General features: G+C 70.1%; 19 protein-coding genes and 1 pseudogene. 9 read left to right on the plus strand and 11 right to left on the minus strand.

Annotated elements, in window-relative coordinates; genetic code table 11:
- Window positions 1–11: 11 nt before the first annotated feature.
- From ID574_RS04230 to ID574_RS04240, 3 genes are all read right to left on the minus strand, one after another.
- A complete protein-coding gene (locus ID574_RS04230; RefSeq protein WP_188187404.1) occupies window positions 12–2216 on the minus strand; it encodes a transglycosylase domain-containing protein in 2205 nt (734 codons plus the stop codon).
- The gene (gene bla / locus ID574_RS04235) at window positions 2216–3145 is read right to left on the minus strand and encodes a class A beta-lactamase (RefSeq protein WP_188187405.1); all 930 of its coding nucleotides are present in this window, start codon (window positions 3143–3145) and stop codon (window positions 2216–2218) included. Before bla ends, ID574_RS04230 begins: the two co-directional genes overlap by 1 nt.
- A gap of 151 nt (window positions 3146–3296) precedes the next feature.
- Window positions 3297–3689 carry a hypothetical protein gene (locus ID574_RS04240; RefSeq protein ID WP_188187406.1) on the minus strand — a complete coding sequence of 131 codons (393 nt, stop codon included), beginning with the start codon at window positions 3687–3689 and terminating at the stop codon, window positions 3297–3299.
- 181 nt (window positions 3690–3870) lie between these two features.
- On the opposite strand from ID574_RS04240, the gene ID574_RS04245 reads away from it, so the two are divergent.
- From ID574_RS04245 to ID574_RS61465, 5 genes are all read left to right on the plus strand, one after another.
- Window positions 3871–4260, plus strand: a complete 390-nt coding sequence (locus tag ID574_RS04245) for a hypothetical protein (RefSeq protein ID WP_188187407.1) — start codon at window positions 3871–3873, stop codon at window positions 4258–4260.
- Between the two features lie 75 nt (window positions 4261–4335).
- Entirely contained in the window at window positions 4336–4662 is a 327-nt protein-coding gene (locus ID574_RS04250; RefSeq protein WP_188187408.1) for a YidH family protein, read from the plus strand.
- A 10-nt stretch (window positions 4663–4672) separates the two neighbouring features.
- Entirely contained in the window at window positions 4673–5008 is a 336-nt protein-coding gene (locus ID574_RS04255) for a DUF202 domain-containing protein (protein WP_188187409.1), read from the plus strand.
- Window positions 5009–5086: 78 nt separating this feature from the next.
- Window positions 5087–5368: a hypothetical protein gene (locus ID574_RS04260; RefSeq protein ID WP_188187410.1), complete on the plus strand. Its 282-nt coding sequence runs from the start codon at window positions 5087–5089 to the stop codon at window positions 5366–5368.
- 168 nt (window positions 5369–5536) lie between these two features.
- The gene (locus tag ID574_RS61465; protein ID WP_262495937.1) at window positions 5537–5659 is read left to right on the plus strand and encodes a hypothetical protein; all 123 of its coding nucleotides are present in this window, start codon (window positions 5537–5539) and stop codon (window positions 5657–5659) included.
- On the opposite strand, the gene ID574_RS04265 is transcribed toward ID574_RS61465, so the two are convergent.
- Window positions 5656–7491: an ABC transporter ATP-binding protein gene (locus tag ID574_RS04265; RefSeq protein WP_188187411.1), complete on the minus strand. Its 1836-nt coding sequence runs from the start codon at window positions 7489–7491 to the stop codon at window positions 5656–5658. The two genes, ID574_RS61465 and ID574_RS04265, sit on opposite strands and share 4 nt — an antisense overlap.
- Window positions 7488–9272: an ABC transporter ATP-binding protein gene (locus ID574_RS04270; protein WP_188187412.1), complete on the minus strand. Its 1785-nt coding sequence runs from the start codon at window positions 9270–9272 to the stop codon at window positions 7488–7490. The genes ID574_RS04265 and ID574_RS04270 overlap by 4 nt, the downstream gene beginning before the upstream one ends.
- A gap of 114 nt (window positions 9273–9386) precedes the next feature.
- Between ID574_RS04270 and ID574_RS04275 the strand changes: the two genes are divergently transcribed.
- Window positions 9387–9860, plus strand: coding sequence for a nucleoside deaminase (locus tag ID574_RS04275; RefSeq protein ID WP_188187413.1), 474 nt, complete (start codon window positions 9387–9389; stop codon window positions 9858–9860).
- Window positions 9861–10323: 463 nt separating this feature from the next.
- On the opposite strand, the pseudogene ID574_RS04280 reads toward ID574_RS04275, so the two are convergent.
- Together ID574_RS04280 and ID574_RS04285 are read right to left on the minus strand one after the other, a co-directional pair.
- Window positions 10324–10611, minus strand: a pseudogene (locus tag ID574_RS04280) (NACHT N-terminal helical domain 7-containing protein); the annotation flags it as partial.
- Between the two features lie 12 nt (window positions 10612–10623).
- Entirely contained in the window at window positions 10624–11739 is a 1116-nt protein-coding gene (locus ID574_RS04285) for a ferritin-like domain-containing protein (protein ID WP_188187415.1), read from the minus strand.
- Window positions 11740–11820: 81 nt separating this feature from the next.
- On the opposite strand from ID574_RS04285, the gene ID574_RS04290 reads away from it, so the two are divergent.
- Complete coding sequence (locus ID574_RS04290; protein WP_188187416.1) at window positions 11821–12468, plus strand: TetR/AcrR family transcriptional regulator; 648 nt, start codon at window positions 11821–11823, stop codon at window positions 12466–12468.
- Here ID574_RS04290 and ID574_RS59440 read toward each other — a convergent pair whose 3' ends face one another.
- A complete protein-coding gene (locus ID574_RS59440; RefSeq protein ID WP_223166354.1) occupies window positions 12469–12921 on the minus strand; it encodes an aggregation-promoting factor C-terminal-like domain-containing protein in 453 nt (150 codons plus the stop codon). It abuts the gene before it with no gap.
- A gap of 345 nt (window positions 12922–13266) precedes the next feature.
- Entirely contained in the window at window positions 13267–13671 is a 405-nt protein-coding gene (locus tag ID574_RS04300; protein WP_336245485.1) for an aggregation-promoting factor C-terminal-like domain-containing protein, read from the minus strand.
- Between the two features lie 197 nt (window positions 13672–13868).
- Between ID574_RS04300 and ID574_RS04305 the strand changes: the two genes are divergently transcribed.
- Both ID574_RS04305 and ID574_RS04310 read left to right on the plus strand, forming a co-directional pair.
- Entirely contained in the window at window positions 13869–14354 is a 486-nt protein-coding gene (locus ID574_RS04305; RefSeq protein ID WP_188187417.1) for a glutathione peroxidase, read from the plus strand.
- 764 nt (window positions 14355–15118) lie between these two features.
- Entirely contained in the window at window positions 15119–15514 is a 396-nt protein-coding gene (locus ID574_RS04310; protein WP_188187418.1) for a hypothetical protein, read from the plus strand.
- 423 nt (window positions 15515–15937) lie between these two features.
- Here ID574_RS04310 and ID574_RS04315 read toward each other — a convergent pair whose 3' ends face one another.
- Both ID574_RS04315 and ID574_RS04320 read right to left on the minus strand, forming a co-directional pair.
- Window positions 15938–17791 carry a DJ-1/PfpI family protein gene (locus ID574_RS04315; RefSeq protein WP_188187419.1) on the minus strand — a complete coding sequence of 618 codons (1854 nt, stop codon included), beginning with the start codon at window positions 17789–17791 and terminating at the stop codon, window positions 15938–15940.
- 84 nt (window positions 17792–17875) lie between these two features.
- Window positions 17876–20743, minus strand: coding sequence for a helix-turn-helix transcriptional regulator (locus tag ID574_RS04320; protein ID WP_188187420.1), 2868 nt, complete (start codon window positions 20741–20743; stop codon window positions 17876–17878).
- Window positions 20744–20782: the final 39 nt, after the last annotated feature.

The raw sequence follows: 20782 nt of genomic DNA on the forward strand, positions 1-20782 counted from the left end.
CCCGCCACGACCTACTGGTCGCCGCCGTCCGGCTCAGAGGCGCCCGGGTCGCCGTCGCCCGGGCCGCCGTAGCCGGGCTCGGGGGTGTCCGGCTCGGCGGTGTCCGGCGAACCGCTTTCCGGCTCCGCGTCGGTGTCCCTCCGCTCGGGGCGGCAGCTCTCGCCACATCCCCCGAAGCGGGCCGTGTCGACGGGCGTGAACGACGACGGCTCCACCCCTTTCAGCGCACCCACCATCGTGTCCTTCCAGATCGGCCCCGGAAGGGTGGCCCCGGCCACGGTCCCGTAGTACCGGCCACCGATCGTCACCCCGGCCAGCTTGTGCCGCTGGGACCCGCGCGGATCCCCGATGCTCACCGCCCCCGCCAGATCAGGAGTGAACCCGGCGAACCAGGCGGCCGCGTACTGGTCGGTGGTGCCGGTCTTGCCGGCGGCGGGGCGGCCGATGCCGCCGACGGCGCTCATCGTGCCCTCGGTGAACACCCCGGACAGCACGTCCGCCGTCGCGTCCGCGATCGCCGGGTCGAGGGCCTGGCGGCATTTCGGCCGGTAGGAGGTGGTCTTACCGTCGCGATCGGTGATGCGCGCGATGGCCATGGGCGCGCAGTGGCGGCCCCGTGCCCCGATCGCCGCGTACGCGGCCGCCACCGTCACCGGATCCATCTCGTTGATCCCGAGCGTGAACGTCTCGTACTCCTGCAGCTTCCGGCCGTCCGCGCGACGGATGCCCAGCGACTTGGCCGTCTCGACGGTCTCGCAGAGCCCGACCCGCTGCTCCAGCTCCATGAAGAACGTGTTCACCGAGTCCCACGTGCCGGTCCGCAACGTCTTCCACCCGGGAGAGCCCTCGTCGTTGGTGACCGTGTGGGAGGGGTCGCCGATGCTCCCGCCCTCGCAGTTCTTGAACGTCGCGTAGCCCGGCGCCCGGTAGCCGGCGCCCGCGGTCAGGCCGTCGTCGAGTTTCATGCCCTGCTTCAGCGCGGTGATCAGCGTGAACGTCTTGAAAGTCGACCCGGCCTGGAAGCCGATCCCGCCGCCGTGGGCGGCGTCCGCGACCACGTTGTACGAGATCTCGTTCCGCGATTTGCGCGGCCCGTACGGCTTGCTCGCGGCCATGGCCTTGATCGCTCCCGTGCCGGGCTGGACCAGGGCCTGGGCGGCGACCGGGGCGTCCGAGGCGTGCACGTGCTTCCTGATCGCCCGGTCGGCGGCCGCCTGCATGGCCGCGTCGAGCGTGGTCCTGATGGTCAGGCCGCCGCGGTTCAGCGTCGCCAGGCGAGCCTCGGCGGTCTTCCCGAAGTCGGGATTGCTGAGGATCTCGTGGCGGACATACAGGCAAAAATAGGGATATTTGCTGGATTCGCAGCCGCCCGGCAGCTTCGTGCCCTTGTAGCCGAGCTTGGCGGCCTTCGCCTCCGCCGCCTCCGCGGGGGGGATCTTGCCCAGTTCGGCCATCCGGTTCAGCACGACGTTGCGACGGTTCAGCAGCCGCTCCCGATGCTTCCTGCCGAGGTTGGGGTCCGTGGCGTTCGGGTCCTGCACGGCGCCCGCCAGCGTCGCGGCCTGCGGCAACGTGAGGTCGGCCGCCCGGACGCCGAAGAAGCGCTTCGCCGCCGCCTCCACGCCGTAGGCGCCGGCGCCGAAGTAGGCGATGTTCAGATATTTCTCGAGGATCTGGTCCTTGGTGTATTTCTTCTCGACGCCCATGGCGTACCGCAGTTCGTTCAGCTTGCGCGCGTAGCTCGCCTCCAGCGCCGCGTTCCGCTCCTTCTCGGTGTCGGCGGAGTTGAGCAGCACCTGCTTGACGTACTGCTGGGTGATGCTCGACCCGCCCTGGCTCACCTTGCCGGCCTGCAGGTTCGTGGCGAGCGCGCGCAGCGTGCCCTCGATGTCGATCGCGCCGTGCTCGTAGAAGCGGAAGTCCTCGATCGCGACGATCGCCGTCTTCATGATCTCGGCGATCTCGTCGAAGCCCACGACCTCGCGGTACTCCTCGTAGAACCGCGCGATCTCCTTCCCCCGGGCGTCCTGCACGATCGTGACCTCGGCCGGTGGCGGCTCCACGAGGTCGGCCGGCCTGAGGTCCACCGCCCCGGCCGCCGACACGAGCCCGAAGCCCGCGCCCCCGACGGCCGGGACGGCGATCCCGGCCAGGAGCACGCCCGCCGCCGCGCCCGCGGCGGCGAGACGTACAACGTTCGTCCCCCGACGTGCCATCAGAGCTTTCCGAGGCCGCGCGCCAGGATCGTGGCGGTCTTCGCGATCGTCTTCTCGTCGGTGGGCAGGCCCGGCGTGCGGTTGGTGTAGACCGCCATGACGATGGGGGCGGCGCCCTTCTTGGGCCAGATGACGGCGATGTCGTTCCCGCCGCCGAATCCCGTGGAGTTGGTGCCGGTCTTGTCGCCGATCGTCCAGGTCTTGGGCAGGCCCGCCCGGATGCGCGCGTCGCCGGTCTTGGTCGCGATCAGCCAGGCGTTGAACTGCTCGCGGTCCTTGGCGTGCAGGGCGTTTCCGGTCGTGAGCGCGCGCAGGTCGCGGGCGATGGCCGCGGGGGTGGTGGTGTCGCGCTTGTCCTTGGGCGTCCAGTCGTTCAGCCCGGGCTCGTAGCGGTCCAGGCGGGAGATCGGGTCCTTCAGCGAGCGGAAGTACTTCGTCAGGCCGGCGGGGCCGCCGATCTCCTTGAGGATCAGGTTGCCCGCGGTGTTGTCGCTCACCGTGATGGTCGCCTCGCACAGCTGGGCCACGGTCAGCCCGTCCTCGACGTGCTTCTCGGTCACCGGGGAGTAGTCCAGCACCTCGGCGGCCGTCCAGCGGATCCTCTTGTCCATCAGCCCGGGCTCCGAGGTGCGGGCCTTGTGCAGCACGGCCGCGCAGGCCATGGCCTTGAACGTGGACAGCAGCGGGAAGCGCTCGCCCGCCCGGTACCCCACGGTCTTGCCGGTGGCGGTGTCGACGGCGTACGCGCCGATGCGGCCCTTGAAGGACTTCTCCAGCGCGCGCAGTTCCTTCTTGACCTGGGCCTCGCCGGAGACCGCCTGCACCGCCACCACGGTGGCGGCGGAGGCCGGGACCGTGCCGAGCGTGCCTGCGGACAGGAACGAGATCGTCAAAGCGGCCGCGAGCCGGCGGGCGCGGAAGTGTCGCATGTCAAATCCTTGCTCTCGGTTGTCAGCGCCAGGAGCAAAGCAGATGCGATCCGGGGATGTCTAATAGCGATATCGCGAATCGGCCGATATCGAAAACCGTATGATGCCTGGCCGACCAGGGTGGCACCTGATGGCTCGGCGGCCGGGTTCGTCAGTCCTCGCCTGCGGGACGGAGGAATTTCGTGTTGCCGCCGGAGGGGACAGAGGCCATCATCTCCAGAATGTCCGCTGTGATCACGAGAGTGTCGCTGAGGCGGATAGCGCTGATCCTGCTCTGCACCTGTCCATTTCGCGGATCGACCGCCTCGAAGGTCCGCTCGCGAATGTCGCCCGGAGAATTCGGCCCGAAGGCGTCCTCGAGAACGGCTGTGATGCCCGGCGGAGTGGGCAGCGGAAGTTCATCGATTCGCTTGACCGACGCATCCCAGCGAAGCAGCCGCTCCTGACCGGATCGCCACCGTGTCCAACCGGTCAGCCGGCCGCTCTCCTCGACCTGCGCGGCGACCAACGCCACGACCGCCTCCCCGTCCGCCGTGACGTCCATCAGCACCTCCGACCGGCATCGCCGGATGCCGCCGTCGGGCTCGTGACGGTACTCGTCCAGGGTGAGCCGCACGCTGACCGTGCGCGGTTCCATGGCCCTCGCCACGCCACCTCCACCGAATCTCGCCTGCGTGAGTGTCTTATTCCCCGGCCGGGCAGGGGCGGTTGGGTAGGGTCGAAGCATGCGACTCCACAAGAGCCGGTTCGTGCCCCTCGCCCTCTTCGCCATCGGCGTTTTCGCCGCCGGGTGCGGTGAGGTCAACCAGACCATCGACAAGGCCCAGGCGTGCCTGGAAGCGCCGAAGATCGTCAGCGAGCTCGGCGCGCAGGTCGCCAAGCTGACCAACGACCCTCAGGCCATGGACAAGGCCCTGGACGACGCCGCCACCAAGCTCAACGACGTGGCGGACAAGGCCGCCAACACCACGCTCAAGGAGGCGACCAACGACCTGGCCAACACCCTGAGCGGCATCAACGTCAACAACGCCAACGACGCCGTCGACGCCGCGCAGAAGGTCGCCACCGACTCGGCCGCGTACCTGGAGAAGGTGACCAAGGCCTGCACCGGCTGACCAGGCCTCCCGCCCCTGGGGCATAGGCAATCCCGCCTTCTCTAGGGGAAATATGGACGAACTACCGTCTCAATCATGGAGCCCGACCCGCGTTTCACCTTGGCCAACGAACGCACATTCCTCACATGGCTGAGCACGGCGCTGGCGCTCAGCGCGGGTGGGGTGGCCATGGCCGCCGTGCCGTCCCACGTGTTCGTGCCTTGGATCCGCACCGCGCTGGCCATCGTCCTCGTCTCGCTGTCCGCGCTGGCCGCGGGCATGGCGTACCCCCGCTGGCGCAACATCCAGCGGGCCCTGCGCAATCAGGCGCCGCTGCCGCCGCCCGCGCTCGCGGCCGTCTTCGGGTACGGCGTGACCGCCGTCGCGGTCATCGCCCTCGTTCTCATCGTCCTCTCACTCTGAGGAGGTGAGGATGGCCCCCGAAGAGGAGGTCTGGGATCGTGGACTGCAGAGCGAGCGGACGAGGCTGGCCTGGGTGCGCACGGCCGTGGCACTGTCCACCGGCGGGCTCGGCGCGGCCGGGCTGGCGGTCAGGAGCGGCCTGCCGGCCCTGGCCGTCGTGGTGTTCGCGCTGGCCGCGCTCTGCGGCGGCGTGCTGCTCATCAGGACGCGCGCCCGCTTCCGGCGGGTGCAGGCCGCGCTGCACGGCGGCAAGCCCCTTGATTCCCGGCTCGACGCGGTCTTCGCCTGGCTTGGCACGCTCTGCGTGGTCGCAGGTGCCCTGACCTTTATCTTCACCGTTCGGTGAGTCGCTTGCGAGATTTCGACAAGCAGGCGGAAACTCGGAAACAAGGGGGTGACCTCGTTGGAAGAAGAACGCAGGATCGTGCCATTCGAGTGCCGGAGCTGCTGGCACGTGTGGGAAGAGGGCTACCTGGTCAGGCACGCCGACGACGAGCACGGCAACGCAGGTGAGGTCTGGCTGCGCAACGGGCTGGTGGTGCCGCCGCCCTCGCCCGGCGCCATCTGCCCGCGGTGCGGGCGCCAGGACGCGACCACGTTCCCCGAGGGTTATCTGTCGCGCCATCCCGAGCTGATCCCGCCGGAGAAGCCGCCGGCGCCGGATCCCACCCCGCTGCTGAGCCCGGTGCCCAGGCCGCTTTACTGACAATTGACCTGACTCAGGGTGAGCATTTCATAGCGCGAAGTGTCATGACACCCGTCGTGCCCGCCTGAACGGGCGGGCGGACACTCGGGGCGAACGGCAACCCGAGGCCGGGGTGGTCCTCGTGCCCGCCCGAGCCTGAGCCGTACCTGCCGCCGCCCCCGGACAGGGGTGCCCGCTGAGCGGAGATCCCTGTCCGGGCGGCTGCCGGAGGCGCTCGGGGTGCCGGTGGCGGTGTTCGTCGCCTACCAGCTGTGGGCGAACCTCGCCTCCGCCGCGCGCCCGCATCACTAGCTGCTCAAGCTGTCCAGCCAGGCCTGGTGCAGGCCGGCGAAGCGGCCCGAGGCGGCGATGAGCCGGTCCGGCGGCCCGTCCTCGACGATCTGCCCGCGGTCCATGACGAGCACGCGGTCGGCGATCTCCACGGTCGACAGCCGGTGCGCGATGATGAGCGCCGTGCGGTCGGCCAGGATGGTCCGCAGCGCGCGCTGCACCAGGCGCTCGCTCGGCACGTCCAGGCTGGAGGTCGCCTCGTCCAGGATCAGCACCGCGGGATCGGCGAGGAACGCCCGGGCGAAGGCGACCAGCTGGCGCTGACCGGCGGACATGCGGCCGCCGCGCTTGCCGACCTCGGTGTCGTAGCCGTCGGGCAGGCCGGCGATGAAGTCGTGCGCGCCGATCGCCTTGGCCGCCTCACGCACCTGCCGGTCGCTCGCGCCCGGCCGGCCGAACCTGATGTTGTCCGCGACCGTGCCGCTGAACAGGAAGTTCTCCTGCGTCACCATGACCACGGCCTGGCGCAGCGTCGGCTCGTCCAGCGAGCGCAGGTCGACGCCGTCGAGCAGCACCCGGCCCTCGGTGGGGTCGTAGAAGCGGGAGATCAGCTTGGCCAGCGTCGTCTTGCCCGCGCCCGTGGCCCCGACCAGCGCCACGCTCTGCCCGGCCGGGATGGTCAGGTCGAGCCCCGGCAGGATCGGCATCTCCTCGACGTAGGCGAACCTGACGTTCTCGAAGCGCACCCTGCCGCGGGCCCGGCCCTGCGGCAGCGGCTGAGGCTTGCGGGGCTCGGGCACCGACGGCTCCTCCTCCAGCACGCCGGACAGCTTCTCCAGGCCCGCGCTCGCGGACTGCAGCGTGTTGTAGAACTGGCTGATCTCCTGCATCGGTTCGTAGAACTGCCGCAGGTACAGCAGGAACGCGCCCAGCACGCCGACGCTGACCTCGCCCCGCAGCGCCAGCCACCCGCCGTAGAGGAGCACCCCGCCGACCGTCAGGTTGCCGATCAGCTTGATGCCGGTCATGAACGTCGCGCCGAGGCGCATGCCGCCCGCGTTCGCGCTCCGGTAGTCGTCGTTGAGCTGCTGGAAGATCTCCTGGTTGCGCGGCTCCCTGCGGAAGGCCTGCACCGCGCGGATGCCGGTCATCGACTCCACGAAGTGCACGATCAGCAGCGCCACCGACTCCCGCGTGCGCCGGTAGACGAGGGTCGACTGGCGCCGGAACCAGCGGGTGAACAGCAGCAGCAGCGGCAGCGGGACGATCGCCATCAGACCCAGGTGCAGGTCGAGGACCAGCAGCAGCACGGCTGTGCCGACCATGGTCAGCACGGCCCTGACCAGCGCGTCGAACCCCGACTGCAGCAACTCGGCGATGGACTCGATGTCGGAGGTCAGCCGCGAGATGACGCGGCCGGAGGTGTACTGCTCGTGGAAGCTCAGCGACAGGCGCTGGAAGTGGTCGAACACCCTCCTGCGCAGCTCCAGCAGCACGCTCTGGCCGATCGTCCCGGACATCCGCAGGAACGCCTGCCGGGTCAGCGCCTGCGTGGCGGCCGCGACCAGGATCACCCCGACCACCGTCAGCAGGACCCCCGGGCCGGACCCGCGCGTGATCGGCGGGATGCCCTCGTCGATGCCGACCTTGACCAGGTAAGGGATCGAGAGCCCGGCCGCGCTCGACACCACGATGATCGTGATGAGCAGCGCGATCTTCTTCCGGTACGGCCGCAGCAGGTCGCCCAGCAGCCGGCGGGAGCGCTCCCGCAACAGGACGGAGACCTTCTCCGGCAGCTCGTCCTGCTCCTCGGAGGCCACGCCGCGCCAGGAGGCCGTCGTGGTCGTCGTCATCGCAGCGCTCCTTCCGCGGCGTCGTCGAAGTCGGCGTCCTGGGCCAGCAGCTCCCGGTATTCGGGCACCTCGGCCAGCAGCTGATGATGCTGCCCGACGTGTGTGATCGTGCCGTCGCGCAGCAGCGCGACCTTGTCGGCCAGCAGCACGGTGGAGGCGCGGTGGGCGACCACGATGCCGGTGGCGTCGCGCAGCACGTGCCGCAGCGCCTCCTCCACCAGCGCCTCGGTCTCCACGTCGAGCGCGGACAGCGTGTCGTCGAGCACGAGGATCCGCGGCTTGCTGAGCACCGCCCTGGCCAGGGCGAGGCGCTGACGCTGGCCGCCGGACAGGGACAGGCCCTGCTCGCCGATGCGGGTGTCGAGCCCCCACGGCAGGTCGTACACGAACATGGCCTGCGCGGTCTGGATGGCGTCGGCCAGCTCCTCGTCCGTGGCGTCGTGCCGGCCGAGCGTGAGGTTCTCGCGCACGCTCATCGAGAACAGCGTCGGCTCCTCGAACGCCGTGGCCACCACCGACCGGAGCGTCGTGAGCTTCAGATCGCGCACGTCGTGCCCGTCGATCGTGACGCGGCCCTCGGTGGGGTCGATCAGCCGGGGCACCAGCGCGGTCAGGGTGGTCTTGCCCGCGCCGGTCGCGCCCACGACGGCCACGGTCTCGCCGGGCCGCACGTCCAGCCACACGTCGCGCAGCACCGGCCGGTCGGCGCCGGGGAAGCGGAACCCGACGCCCTCGAAACGCAGGTGGCCGCGCGGATCGTCGATGGTGCCCGTGCCGCCCTCGATGGACGGGACCGTGTCCATGACCTCCATGAGCCGGTCGGCGGAGGTCATGGCCTCCTGGGCCATGGCCAGGATGTAGCCCAGGCTCGCGATCGGCCACACGAGCTGCAGCATCAGCGTGGTGAACGCGACCAGCGCGCCCAGCGTCAGCCCGCCCGAGCCGACGGCCAGCGCGCCGAGCAGCAGCACCAGGGCCAGGGTGACGTTGGGGATCACATCGAGGAAGGCGAAGAACTTCGCCGACAGGCGCGCCTTGTCCATCGACGTGCCGTACACCTTGAGCGCGGCGTCGTCGTAGCGGTCGTAGACGTGGTGGCGGCGGCCGAAGGCCTTGATCGTGCGGATGCCGATCGCGGACTCCTCGACGAGCGTGGCGAGGTCACCCTGCTCGTCCTGCACTTGGCGGGAGATCTTGATGTAGCGCTTCTCGAAGCGCAGCGACATCCACACGATCGGCACGGACGAGGCCAGCACCAGCAGCCCGAGCGGCCAGTACATGTTCAGCAGCAGCACGGTCACCGTGATCAGCTGCAGGATGTTCATGACCAGGAACAGCATGCCGAAGCCGAGGAAACGCCGGATCGTGGACAGATCCGTCGTGGCGCGGGATAACAGCTGGCCCGACTGCCACTCGCCATGGAAGCCCATGGGCAGGCGCTGCAGGTGCTCGTAGAGGTCGTCGCGGATGGCCGTCTCCAGACCGAGCACCGGTTTGACCTGGGCCCACCGCCTGAGCAGGATCAGCAGGGCCTCGACCACGCCGACGCCGATCGCGAGCAGCCCGAGCGGGAGCAGCGCGCCGGAGTCCCCGCGGAGCACGGGGCCGTCGATGACCTCCTTGCTGATGAGGGGGAAGGCGATGCCGACGGCGATGCCGACGAGCGCGGTCAGCCAGATGAAGACGAGTCTGGCGACGTACGGGCGGAGGTAGGACTTCATCCGCCACAGGGAGTTGGAGGAGAGCAGGGGACGACGAGATGTACGCGTATCGGGAGGCATCCCTTCTAGGCTAATACGGTGGATCAACCCATTTTCTGTGTCGCCAGGGTGCGTTTACCGTGCGTGACATGGGAAAACGCGAGGAATCATCCACTTTTGGAGGACCGTTACCTGATGATCGACGAAACCGACCTCGCCCACCTGCGCCGCTGCGTGGAGCTCGCCACGCGCGCTCTGGAGGCAGGTGACGAGCCGTTCGGCTCCGTTCTCGTCTCCGGCGACGGCGCCGTCCTGGCCGAGGACCACAACCGCGTGGCCGCCGGCGACCGCACGCGGCATCCGGAGTTCGCGCTGGCTCGCTGGTCCGCGGCGCATCTGACGCCGGAGGAGCGGGCCGCGGCCACCGTCTACACCTCCGGTGAGCACTGCCCGATGTGCGCGGCCGCCCACGCCTGGGTGGGGCTGGGACGGATCGTGTACGCCGCGTCGTCGCAGCAGCTCGCCGCCTGGCTGTCCGAGCTCGGCGTGCCCCCGCCGCCGGTCCGCACCCTTCCCATCAACGACGTGGCGCCCGGCGTGGTCGTGGAGGGCCCGGTGCCGGAGCTGGCCGAGCAGATCCGCGAGCTGCACCGCCGCTGCCACAGCTGATCGTCTCCCCGCAGGATCCGGCGCAGCGCCCACCGATCGCGGCCCGTCCGGCGTTGCATGACCTCCAGCAGGTGGACGACCGGGACGTCCGCGTCCTCCCGGTAGATGAAGTCCGCCGCCTCGGTGAGCAGGCAGTGGAAGAGGTCGGCCAGCAGCGTGTCGTCGCGGAAGTAGATCTCCCGCACCCACGACGCGACCACGCAGTCGGCCGGCACCGTCAGCGGATCGGGGCGCCTGACGCCGAACCTGTCGGGCCACGGGGGCAGCACCGGGTCCCTGAGGTCGAAATCCTCGCCGCGATCCAGCCCCACGTCGAGCTCCCTGACCCCGTCGCGCACGAAATGGCGCACCCGGAGGGTCCGGATGAGCGCCGCCCACTCGGCCCCGCTCAGCTGCGAATGCCACAGCCGGGCGATCCTGCGCCACGACTCGTCGTCCACGAGCCGGCTCGTCTCCAGCCCGGTCAGCCGCCGCTGGTCCTCGGGGTCAGCTCGGGCAGTACGTCCGCCTCGCCGAGCACCTCCAGGTACGCGCTGAACACGATGACCGCGTGCGCCGCAGCCAGCCGCTGCGTCCGGTCGTACCTGCTCAAGCCCTTGATCTTGTCCCGCAGGGCGCGGATCAGCTTGTCGCCCATGCGCACCGCCTCGGCGCGGGCGTCGAACAGGCCGGGCGAGCCCAGCCCGAGCAGCATCATGGACGAGCCCTTGTCGAGCAGGGCCGAAAGCGTGGTCGTGCCGTCGAGCAGCGCGACGGCGTCGCGTCAGTCGGTCGCGCCGAGGGCGATCGTCTCGGCCACCTCGGCGTGCCGCTCGGCCTCCTCCTGCGCGAAGCGCTCCGCGTCGAGCTTGTCGGCGATCTCCTCGTCCTGCTTCATGAGCGCCTCCAGAGACTGGCCGGCCATCTCCAGCACGCCCATGTCCGCGTACGCCTGCTGCAGCCGCGGGCTCCACAGCCCGATGTCCTTGACGCAGGGCACGATCCTGCTGAACAGCAGTGAACGGAACAGCCGCAGGTACTCCGAGTGCTCCGTGGCCTCCATGGCCTCCTCGACGTCGGACTTCGACAGGCCGAGGTTCTCCCAGGTCTCCCGGCCGCGCAGCCGGTCGCGCATGAGGTAGCAGCCCTCGATGACGAAGTCCTCGCGCTCGCGCAGCTCCGCCTCCGGCAGGTCGCGGTAGTAGTCGCGCAGCGCCATCCGGCCGAACGCGACGTGCCTGGCCTCGTCCTGCATCACATAGGCGAGGATCTGCTTGGGCAGCGGCTTGGTCGTGATGTCGCGCATCACCCCGAACGCCGCCAGCGCCAGCCCTTCGATGAGGACCTGCATGCCGAGGTACGGCATGTCCCACCGCGAGTCGGTCAGCGTGCTGTCCAGCAGCGCCTTGAGGTGCTCGTTGATCGGGTACGCCAGGCCCACCTTCTCCTGCAGGAAACGGGCGTACGTCTCGGCGTGGCGGGCCTCGTCCATCGTCTGCGTGGCCGCGTAGAACTTCGAGTCCAGGTCGGGGACCGACTCCACGATCTTGGCCGAGCAGATCATCGCGCCCTGCTCACCATGCAGGAACTGGGAGAACTGCCAGGCCGCGCCGTGCAGCCGCACGTCCTGGCGGGTCTTCTCGCTCATCCGCTCCCAGAGAGGGGTCCCGTAGATGGCGATCGTCTGGTCGGGGATCCCCAACACGTTGTACGGATCGACCTCGAGATCCCAGTCGATGCGCTTGGCGGAGTCCCACTGTTTGTCCTTGCCCTTCTGGTAGAGGGCCAGCATGCGATCTCTGCCGTCGTCGTACTCCCAGGTGAACCGGCTGGCGCCGGCCATTTCGACGTCCCAGGTGGAGAGGCCGGCGGGGATGGTGTAGAGATCGTGGGTCGACATCTGACCTCCGGGGGTTACGTACACCGTACGTCCACGCCTTGAGACTGCACGTACGGTGTACGTATGTCAATAGAATGAGCTATGCCCACGGAGCCACTGTCGCGAGGCCGGATCGTCGCCGCGGCCATCGACCTCATCGAGCGCGAGGGCGCCGACGCGGTCTCCATGCGGCGCATCGCGGCCGAGCTGGGCGTCGGCGTGATGTCCCTCTACAACCATGTGCCCAGCAAGGACGCCCTGCTCGACGGCGTGGCGGAGGCGGTGCTCAGCGAGATCGAGTTCACCGACGAGCCCGGCGCCCACTGGACCGACCGGGTGCGGATGCAGGCGCGGGCCTTCCGGCAGATCGCCCACCACTACCCGCGTTCGACCATGCTGGTGGTGAGCCGCCAGCTCCACTCCACGGCCGGCCTGCTGCCCGTCGAGCGGGCGCTGGCCACGTTGCGCAGCGCCGGGTTCGACGGGGCGGACGCGGTCAGGATGCTGCGGATGTTCATCGCGTACATCGTGGGCTCGCTGCTGCGGGAGGTCGGCGTCACGCCCTCATTCGCACCCGTCCACCCCAGGACGATCGAGGCCGAGGGCGTCGATCCCGCGTTGTTCCCCGAGGTGAGCTCGCTGGCGCCGCTGCTGGACGAGTGCGACCACGAGGCCGAGTTCGAGTTCGGGCTCGAACTGCTGATCCAGGCCGCCGTGGCGCACGCGTCCCGCAGGGAGGGCACCCGGTGATCAATACCAGTTGTGCGATCTCCAGTGGCCCCAGGCTCCGCACGGCCTGCCGTACCTGCCCTTGATGTAGGCCAGGCCCCACCGGATCTGCGTCTCCGGGTTGTGCTTCCAGTCGCGGCCCGCGCCGCGCATCTTCCCGGCGGGCAGCGCCTGCGGGATGCCGTACGCGCCCGACGAGCGGTTGAGCGCGCGATGGTTCCAATTGCTCTCCCTGGTCCACAGGTTGTCCAGGCAGCGGAATTCCTTGAGATTCCAGGACCGCTGGACGACGTGGTCCAGTGCGATCTTCTTGTTCCTGTTCTCCGGCCGGACGGCCGGGATCTCCGGCTGTGCCGACGTCGTCCAGATCCGGGTCTTCACCTGGGGCCCTGAATCCGCCCAGGCGGTCGTCGCGACGCCGGTGAACGCGGTGATGGAGATGATAGTGCCGCTGATTGCGCGTTTGCTGTCCAAGGCGATCCTTGCTGTCGGGTCGCGTGCGGACTGGCGCACAGCCTTCGTCGGGCTGCCTGCGCGCTGCCGGTCCGCGTCCGTGGCTCGGACGAGGTGGGTCCGCCCGGCCCCCCGGGATCCTGCTCCGCCCGATCGTGCCGGGCGGCCCGGAGGGCTCCGCGACGTGTCCTTTAGCACGATTCCTATTACGCACAGTCACCGTGGGTCATACATCTCGACACGCGAAGGACAGGTGTTTGTGTGATCGTTGCGGATAAAAGGCTCGCCCGCTGGATCGGGATTGCCCGGCCCGCCGCTCATATGACGGGCCCTTGCCGGAAAACGCGGGCAAGCCTGGGGTTTGGCTCAGTACCAACGGTGGGATTGGAAGTGAGCCCATGCGCGACACGGCGTGCCGTAGCGCTGCTTGATGTATTTGAGGCCCCACTTGATCTGGGTGCGGGGGTTGGTGCGCCAGTCACTGCCGGCTGAGGCCATCTTGCGGGCGGGGAGCGCCTGCGGGATGCCGTAGGCGCCGGAGAAGCGGTTGCCCGCGCGGTGGTTCCATCCGCTCTCTCGGTGCCAGAGCTTCTCCAGGCACCTGAACTGTGCCTTGTTCCAGCCGCGCGCCGCCACCAGGGCTTTGGCGATCGACTTGTTCTTGCTGCTCGTGCTCGTCTGGGAGCTCTGCGCCTGTGCGGCCGCGGCGCCGCCTGCCGTCACCAGGGTGGCGGTCAGGACCAGGACGCCGGTACGGCGGAGCATGGGCATGCGGGTTCCCTTTCGAAGGGGGACATGGACCGCGCCACCCTGCCCGATAGGCACCTTTCATCGCGAATTGACCATGAAAAGGTAGCCTCTTGGCAAAGATCCCAATATTTGGTTGTTCAGCAGTTTTGTCGGATAAATGAGGTTTAAGTCACATTTTGGCGCCTGGAGTGCCCGGCGGGGTTCTGTAGGGTCGGACCATGAGCCTCAGCGACATCCCTGTGCGCACCCTCACGGACACCCCCACGACCCTGGGCGAGCTGACCCTCGGCAAGCCCGCCCTGATCGTGAACGTCGCCTCCCGCTGCGGGCTGACGCCGCAGTACGGGGGCCTGGTCGAGCTGCAGGAGCGGTACGGCCCGCGTGGTTTCACGGTGATCGGCGTGCCCTGCAACCAGTTCGCCGGCCAGGAGCCCGGTTCGGCGGAGGAGATCCGGGAGTTCTGCTCGACGACGTACGGCGTCGACTTCCCCCTGCTGGAGAAGACCGACGTCAACGGCCCCGGCCGCCACCCGCTGTACGCCGAGCTGACGCAGACCGCCGACGAGGCGGGCGAGGCCGGCGACGTCCGGTGGAACTTCGAGAAATTCCTGATCGACGCAGAGGGGAGGACGGTGGCCCGTTTCCGCCCCGGCATTACGCCGGACGACCCGTCGATCACGTCGGCCATCGAAAAGCTCCTCTAGCCAAAAGCATGGCCTTCCGCTTTGGGGGGCGCTGAGCGCCTTTGGCTCCAGACAGCGCCTCCCCGGGGCATGCCCCCACACCCCCGATTCGGGGACCTGCCGGCCCCCGAGCCCCCGGCCCTCGGCTCATCAGGTCTTGGGGTTCTTCATGTGGTGCTTCCATCGAGCCGCTCTCGGGGAGCCTCCGACGTACGCGGTCACGGGAATGAGCTACGGTCGAAGGCTTCCGCCCTGGAGGAGGAAGCCATTCCGGGGCGTATGACACCCGGCCAACTCGACACCTCACGCGGCGCGCTGGAACCGCGCGTAGCCCTCTCGGTGGTGTAAACGATCTCGACGCAGTGTGTGAAGAACTCTCTGTTGTGCTGATAGCGATTTGGCTGTTATCGGACATTTGTGGAACCACTGGGGCAAAAGAGACGTGCGACCGCGTCAGCCCGAATTTGCGCTTTCTGGTCGAGTCGGCTGCGCAATGAACGGTGTGGCCGGGCGGCCCGTCGAGGCCGTGGGTGGGCGGTCCTTCAAGGTGATGCTCCGGTCTTTGACACGCGGCAAATCACCTCATTTCGTTTCATTTCGTGAATGCTTAAGTAGGGCCACGGAAGCGTTAGAGTCAGGCAAACACCATGAAAGCCCTGTTTGCCCGACACCCATCCTGGAAACAAAACGCACGGATGGCGTATTAGGCGCCATTCGGCGATATTTTCCAACCAGTCCGGGGAATATTGAGAACAGGGGCAACCGAACCTTTGGGGGGAAATTCAATGCCCAAGTTCAAGACTGCTACCGCGGCTCTCGCAGTCGGCACCGCTATGACCGGCGCCGCCGTGGCGCTGGCCACCTCCTCGACCGCCAATGCCACACCCATCACCACCTACGTCGCCGGAGGCGTACCGCCACAGCCCGTCAAAGCCCCCGTCAAAGCGCCCGTCCAACGCCCCGTCGTCAAGCCTCACGTCCAGCACCACTTCCACCACGAGAGCCACCGCCACAGGCAGAAGGTCCACATCTGGCTCCACAACAACAACCGTCAGAACCAGGACCAGGCCGCGCGTCAGGATCAGGACCAAGACCAGGACCAGGACCAGTTCCAGTCCAAAAACCAGGACGGAGACCAGATTCCGGACTTCACGACGGATGCGCTGACGTCCAATGGCTAGTCCCGTGAAGCGCTCGCAGATGCGCGTCGAACGGGCGAGTGCCGATCACGCGGCCTCATCCCGGTCGTCGTGAACCGTGGCAGAGTGCCTGTGTCCGGCAGAGGCGTCGCCTTCTCCGACGAGGCGATGAGCCGACGCGGAACACAGGCGCTCCGTTTCGCCGGCGACAGACTATGAGAAGGAGCGCCAAGGACGTTTCTCCACAGCACGTCATCCCGACGCGCGCTCTCAGTCAAGCGGAGGCTGTGAGCGCGGATCCCTATCTCGGCTCACGACATCGACATGGTCACGGCGGTGCCGAGGCCCTGCGGTGAGAGCCGCGCTTGACCTCTCTGCCGGAGCGGCCCCGCCCTGGCCGCCGGGGGAAACGGCGGGCGGCCAGGGCGAGGAGGAAATATCAGGTTTTGAGCGTAGCGGAACTCGTCATGAGCGGCTTTGTGCCAGTTCGGCGGGGCTCGGCTCGGTCAGTGTGGCGAGTTCCTCCGGACCCTCGTCGGTTGCTTGGGGGCCGGCGCGGCGGATTCGGCGGAAGAGCCGGCCGGTGGTGATGGCGGCTGCGGCGCCAAGGAGGGTGAGTGCCACGGGGATGACGGTCGCGGGCCACGGCCAGGTGCTGCCGGTCAGTCCCAGGTCGGTCGTCGGGTACTCCAGGGTCTTCGCGGTCCAGCGGGCGGTCTGCAGGTCGTAGGTGCGGGCGATGTCGCGCAGCACCGGGTCGAAGGGGAACTCCCCGGTGGTGTGGAGGTACTCGGGCCGGGGGCCGCCGGCGGCCGGACCGGTGCCGCCCGCCTGACGGCGGGCGGCGTCCACACCGGGGACCAGGAGGCGGTCCAGGTCGCCGGCGGCCGCCGCGAGCGTGGAGCGGGGGACGAACGTCAGGCCGTGGCGGGAGCGGATCGCGCCGTCGCCGATCGCGATGGTGCGGCCGACCATGGCGTGCTCGGTGTAGGAGACGAACGCGGAGGCCAGCTCCAGCTCGCCGATGCCGTCGGTGAGCCGCACGCCGATGGTCGACGGGCCGGGGTGGTAGGAGGCGTTGAGCGCGACCACCACGTCCGCCGGCTCCAGGGCGGAGGTGGGGATCAGGGCGGCGGCGCCGGGGGAGTAGTGGCGCCAGTGCACCCGCTGCGCCGCCTCGCGGGCGGTGCCGGTGTCGAGCAGCCGCTCGATGATGCGGAGGGCGCCGTCGATACCGGACAGCACGCCGGCGGCGGTGATCACGTTGCCGTCGTCGACGTAGCGCCGGCCGCTCGTCCAGTCGACGTTGCCGAAGTCGGCGCGCAGCCCGTTCATCCGCCACCAGTGGGAGGTCGCGGGCCGGCCGTCCAGCAGGCCGCTCGCGGCGAGCGTGCGGGCCCCGTTGCAGACGCTCACGGTCAGCGCGCCGGCGGCCGACTGCTGCCGCAGCCACGCGGTGATCGAGTCGAGCTCGGCGGGCTTCGGCTTGTTCAGCGCCGGGACCACCACGGCGTCGAGGGTGTCGCGCCGCTCGCCGAGCAGGCGGGCCAGCTCGTCGAAGGTCAGGTCCGGCACGAGGTCCAGGCCGCCGGTCAGGGGGACGAGGCGCCGGCCGGGGGAGACGACGTAGGTGTTCATGCGGCCGGTCCCGGCCAGCACCTCGTACGGGCCGAGCAGGTCGGCCACGTTGGTGCCATCGGTGGCGGCCAGGAAGGCCACCGTGGGCTTGGCCGGGTCGTGACCGGCGGCCAGGCGCGCCGACGCCGGTCCGGCGGTCACCGCGTCCGGGCGCGCACCGTACAGGTCGCCGAACTTGCCGATCGTGTTCACCGCGGACACCGCGCCGGCGGGCAGCAGCGCGATCAGCACGACGGCGCCCCGCCAGAGCCACTTCGACGGAATCCGGATGCGGAGCCGGTGCTGGTGGCGGGTGTACTCGTCGCGCCGCTTCAGCATGGCCAGCGCCATCGCGACGAACATGAGCACGTGCCCGATCGACATCACCATGTCGCCCGGCAGCACACCGAACCAGTACGGGACGAGCAGGACGAGGAACGGCACGAACATCGCCAGGCTCATCTCGGCGATGCCCGGCCAGCCGTGGCGGCGGACGCGCATCCAGAGGGCCATGCCGACGGTCATGTCGGCGGCCATGATCAGGGTGTCGACGTCGATCCGGGTGATCTCCGGCAGGACCGCGTTCCACAGCATGCCGAGCAGCAGCATCCCGAGGCTCATCGCGATGACCATCTCGACGTAGTGCCAGAGGAAGCGGCCGACCATGCGGATCTTGCCGGTACGTGCCTCGTGGGACGACATTGCTGGGCTCCTCACGCCGACGGATGTGATGTCGCCCACGCTAGGAAGGCGGCCGCGGCCGCGGATCAGTGAAGTCGCCGGTCCTCACGCCGGTCGTTCGGCGAGCACCAGTCGCATGAGCTCGGCGCGCGAGGTGATGCCGGCCTTCTGGAAGACCTTGCGCAGGTGGTAGTCCACGGTGCGCGGGCTGAGGAACAGCTGCGCGGCGATCTCCCGGTTGGTCAGCCCCTCGGCGACGGCCAGCGTGATGCGCAGCTCCTGCGGGGTGAGCGTGCTCAACGTGCCCGCCTCGGGACCGGGCGCCGGCTCCACGGTGGCGGGGGCGCGCGTGGACTCCCCGGTGGCCCGCAGCTCGCCCAGGGCGCGATCGGCCCAGGCGAGCGCGCCGATGCGGCGGAAGTCGTCCGCCGCGCCGCGCAGGTGCTGCCGCGCCTCGGAACGCCGCCGTTCCCGCCGCAGGTGCTCGCCGAGCAGCAGTCCGGTGCGGGCGTGCTCCAGCGGCGAGTCGGACCTGGCGTGCAGGCGCAGGCTCTCCGCGTAGTGTGCGTCGGCGGCGTCGCCGTCGCCGCTGACCAGCGCCCGGCAGCGGGCCGCGAGGGCGGCCGGCTCCGGTGCGGCGCTGCGCTCGCTCCAGCGGGCGTAGCGGGCCGCCGCCTCGGCGGCCCGGTCGTGCTCGCCGGCCCGTACCAGGGCCTCCACCAGGTCGGGGACGACGCCCATCGCCAGGTCGGGCGGCGGGTCGGACTTCCAGTCGCCGACCGAGTCGAAATGCCGTATGGCCTCGTGGTGCCTGCCCGCGACCAGCTCGATGAGCCCGAGCGCCCGCCTGGCGTAGGACATCGCGTCGGCCAGCTTGCGTCCGCTCGCCTCGGCCAGCACTCCGGCGGCCAGCTCGCCGGCCTCCGGGCGGCCCCGGAGCGCCGCGGACAAGGCCAGCAGTCCCCGGTTGCGGCAGGCCGTGTTCGGCTGACCGGCCTCGGCGGCGAACTGGCAGGCCTCCTCGGCGTGGGCCTCGGCGAGCCCGTACCTGCCGCGGGCGAGCTCGTCGGCGGCCTGGTACTCGAGATTCCACGCGAGCGCCCCGAGCGATCCCCTGGCGCGCGCCAGCCGGCCGGCGCCGCGGCACAGGCGCCGGCTCAGCTCGTGGTCGCCCAGCTCGCGGGCGATCGCACCGGCCAGGGTCATCGTGACCGGATCGGCGAGCGCCTCGACCGCGGCACCGTCCCGGGCCACCTGCTCCAGGGCGCGGTCGCCCCGGTCCGCCTGCGCCGGGTCCCGGTCGCCCCGGGCCACGTGCGCCGGGTCCCGGTTGCCCCAGGCCGCCTGCGCCGGGTCTCGGTCGTCTCGGGCCGGCTGCTCCGGGCTGCGGGCAGGGTCCAGGCCGGTGCGCGCCCGGCAGGTGCGGTGCAGCAGCCGTAGCACCGCGTCCTCCGGAGCGTCCGGTGACAGCGTGATCTCGCCGAGCCAGGCGGCGAGGTCGGACCAGGCCCACGCCCGGTTGGTACGGAAGCCGAGGTCGGCGTACATCGCCACGGTCGGCGTGAAGAGGCGCCGGTCGAGCCTCAGCGCGCGCGGGATCCACGGCTTGATGAGGTCCATCGCGTCCTCGGGCGAGCCCGCGAACTGGTCCACGGTGGCCCGGATCGCCGCCAGCGCGATCCGGTCCGCCTCCTCCAGGTGGGGCTCGCGTCCGGCCCGGTCGAGGAGCTCCACGGCCGAGGGTGTGAACCCGCCTTCGAGCGCGGCGAGCGCGGCCGTCCACAGCCGCCGTCCCCGCCGCGCGCCGTCCGCGGTGAGCTCGGCGGCCCGGGACAGCGCGGCCATGGCAGCGGCAGGGCCGCCGCGCAGGGCCGCCTGCTGGGCCGAGCGCTCCAGCTGCCCGGCGGCCTCCTCGTCGGGGCCGGCGGCGGCCTGCCCGAGGTGCCAGGCGCGGCGGTGCTGCTCGTCCGGCGTGTCGAAGGCGGAGGCGAGAGCGCGATGGATCGCGGCGCGCCGGTTCACCGTGGCGCTGTGGTAGATCGCGGACCGGATCAGCGGGTGCCGGAACACCAGCCGCGCCCCGTCGTACGTGAGCAGCTCGTCGAGGTCGGCGCGGTGGAGCGGATCGGTGGCGATCCGCAGGGACGCCGCCGCCTTCTCGACCGTCTCGACGCTGCCCGAGCCGTCGGCGGCGATCAGCTGGAGCAGCGGCAGCGCGTCGGCGTGCCGCGCCCGGATCCTGGCCAGGAACGACTGCCGCAGCTCGTCCGTCATGGCCGGCGGCTCCTGCGTTCCGGCCGGCGGCAGCTCCCGTCCGGCGAGTTCGAGCAGGGCCAGCGGGTTCCCGCCGGTGACGGCCAGCAGCCGATTCCGCTCGCCGTCGGTGAGACCCCGCTCGCCGAGCAGCGCGTTGGCCGCCTCCGCGTCGAGGCCCATGAGCGGGACGCGGCGCAGCTGGGGCAGCCGGGTGTCGTGGCCCTCGTCGGCACGCGCGGCCAGCGCCAGCGCGATGGGCTCGTTGTCCAGCCGGCGGGCGACGAAGGCCAGGGTCTTCAGCGTCGGCTGGTCCGCCCAGTGCGCGTCGTCGACGACGCACAGCACCGGCTGCTCGCCGGCCAGCAGGGACAGCAGCGACAGGGTCGACAGCGCCACCAGGAACGGGTCGGGCGGCGCTCCGTGCGCGCGTCCGAACAGGACGTGCAGGGCCTGCGCCTGCGGCCCCGGCAGCCGGCCCGCCGAATCGAGCACCGGGAACAGGAGCTGGTGCAACGTCGCGTAGGCGAGGTCGGCCTCCTGCTCGACGCCGATCGCGCGAAGCACCCGGAAGCCGGCGGCGCGCTCCTCGGCGTACGACAGCAGGGCGGTCTTGCCGATCCCGGGCTCGCCGTGCAGGACGACCCCGCCACCGCGCCCCTCGGCGGCGTGCCGCAGCAACGACGTGAGCAGCTCGGTCTCGCGGTCTCTCCCCAGCACGTGCCGAGCTTCTCTCCCCAGCACACGCCGAGCATAGAG

The organism is Nonomuraea sp. SYSU D8015, assembly GCF_008065375.1.
GTDB lineage: Bacteria > Actinomycetota > Actinomycetes > Streptosporangiales > Streptosporangiaceae > Nonomuraea.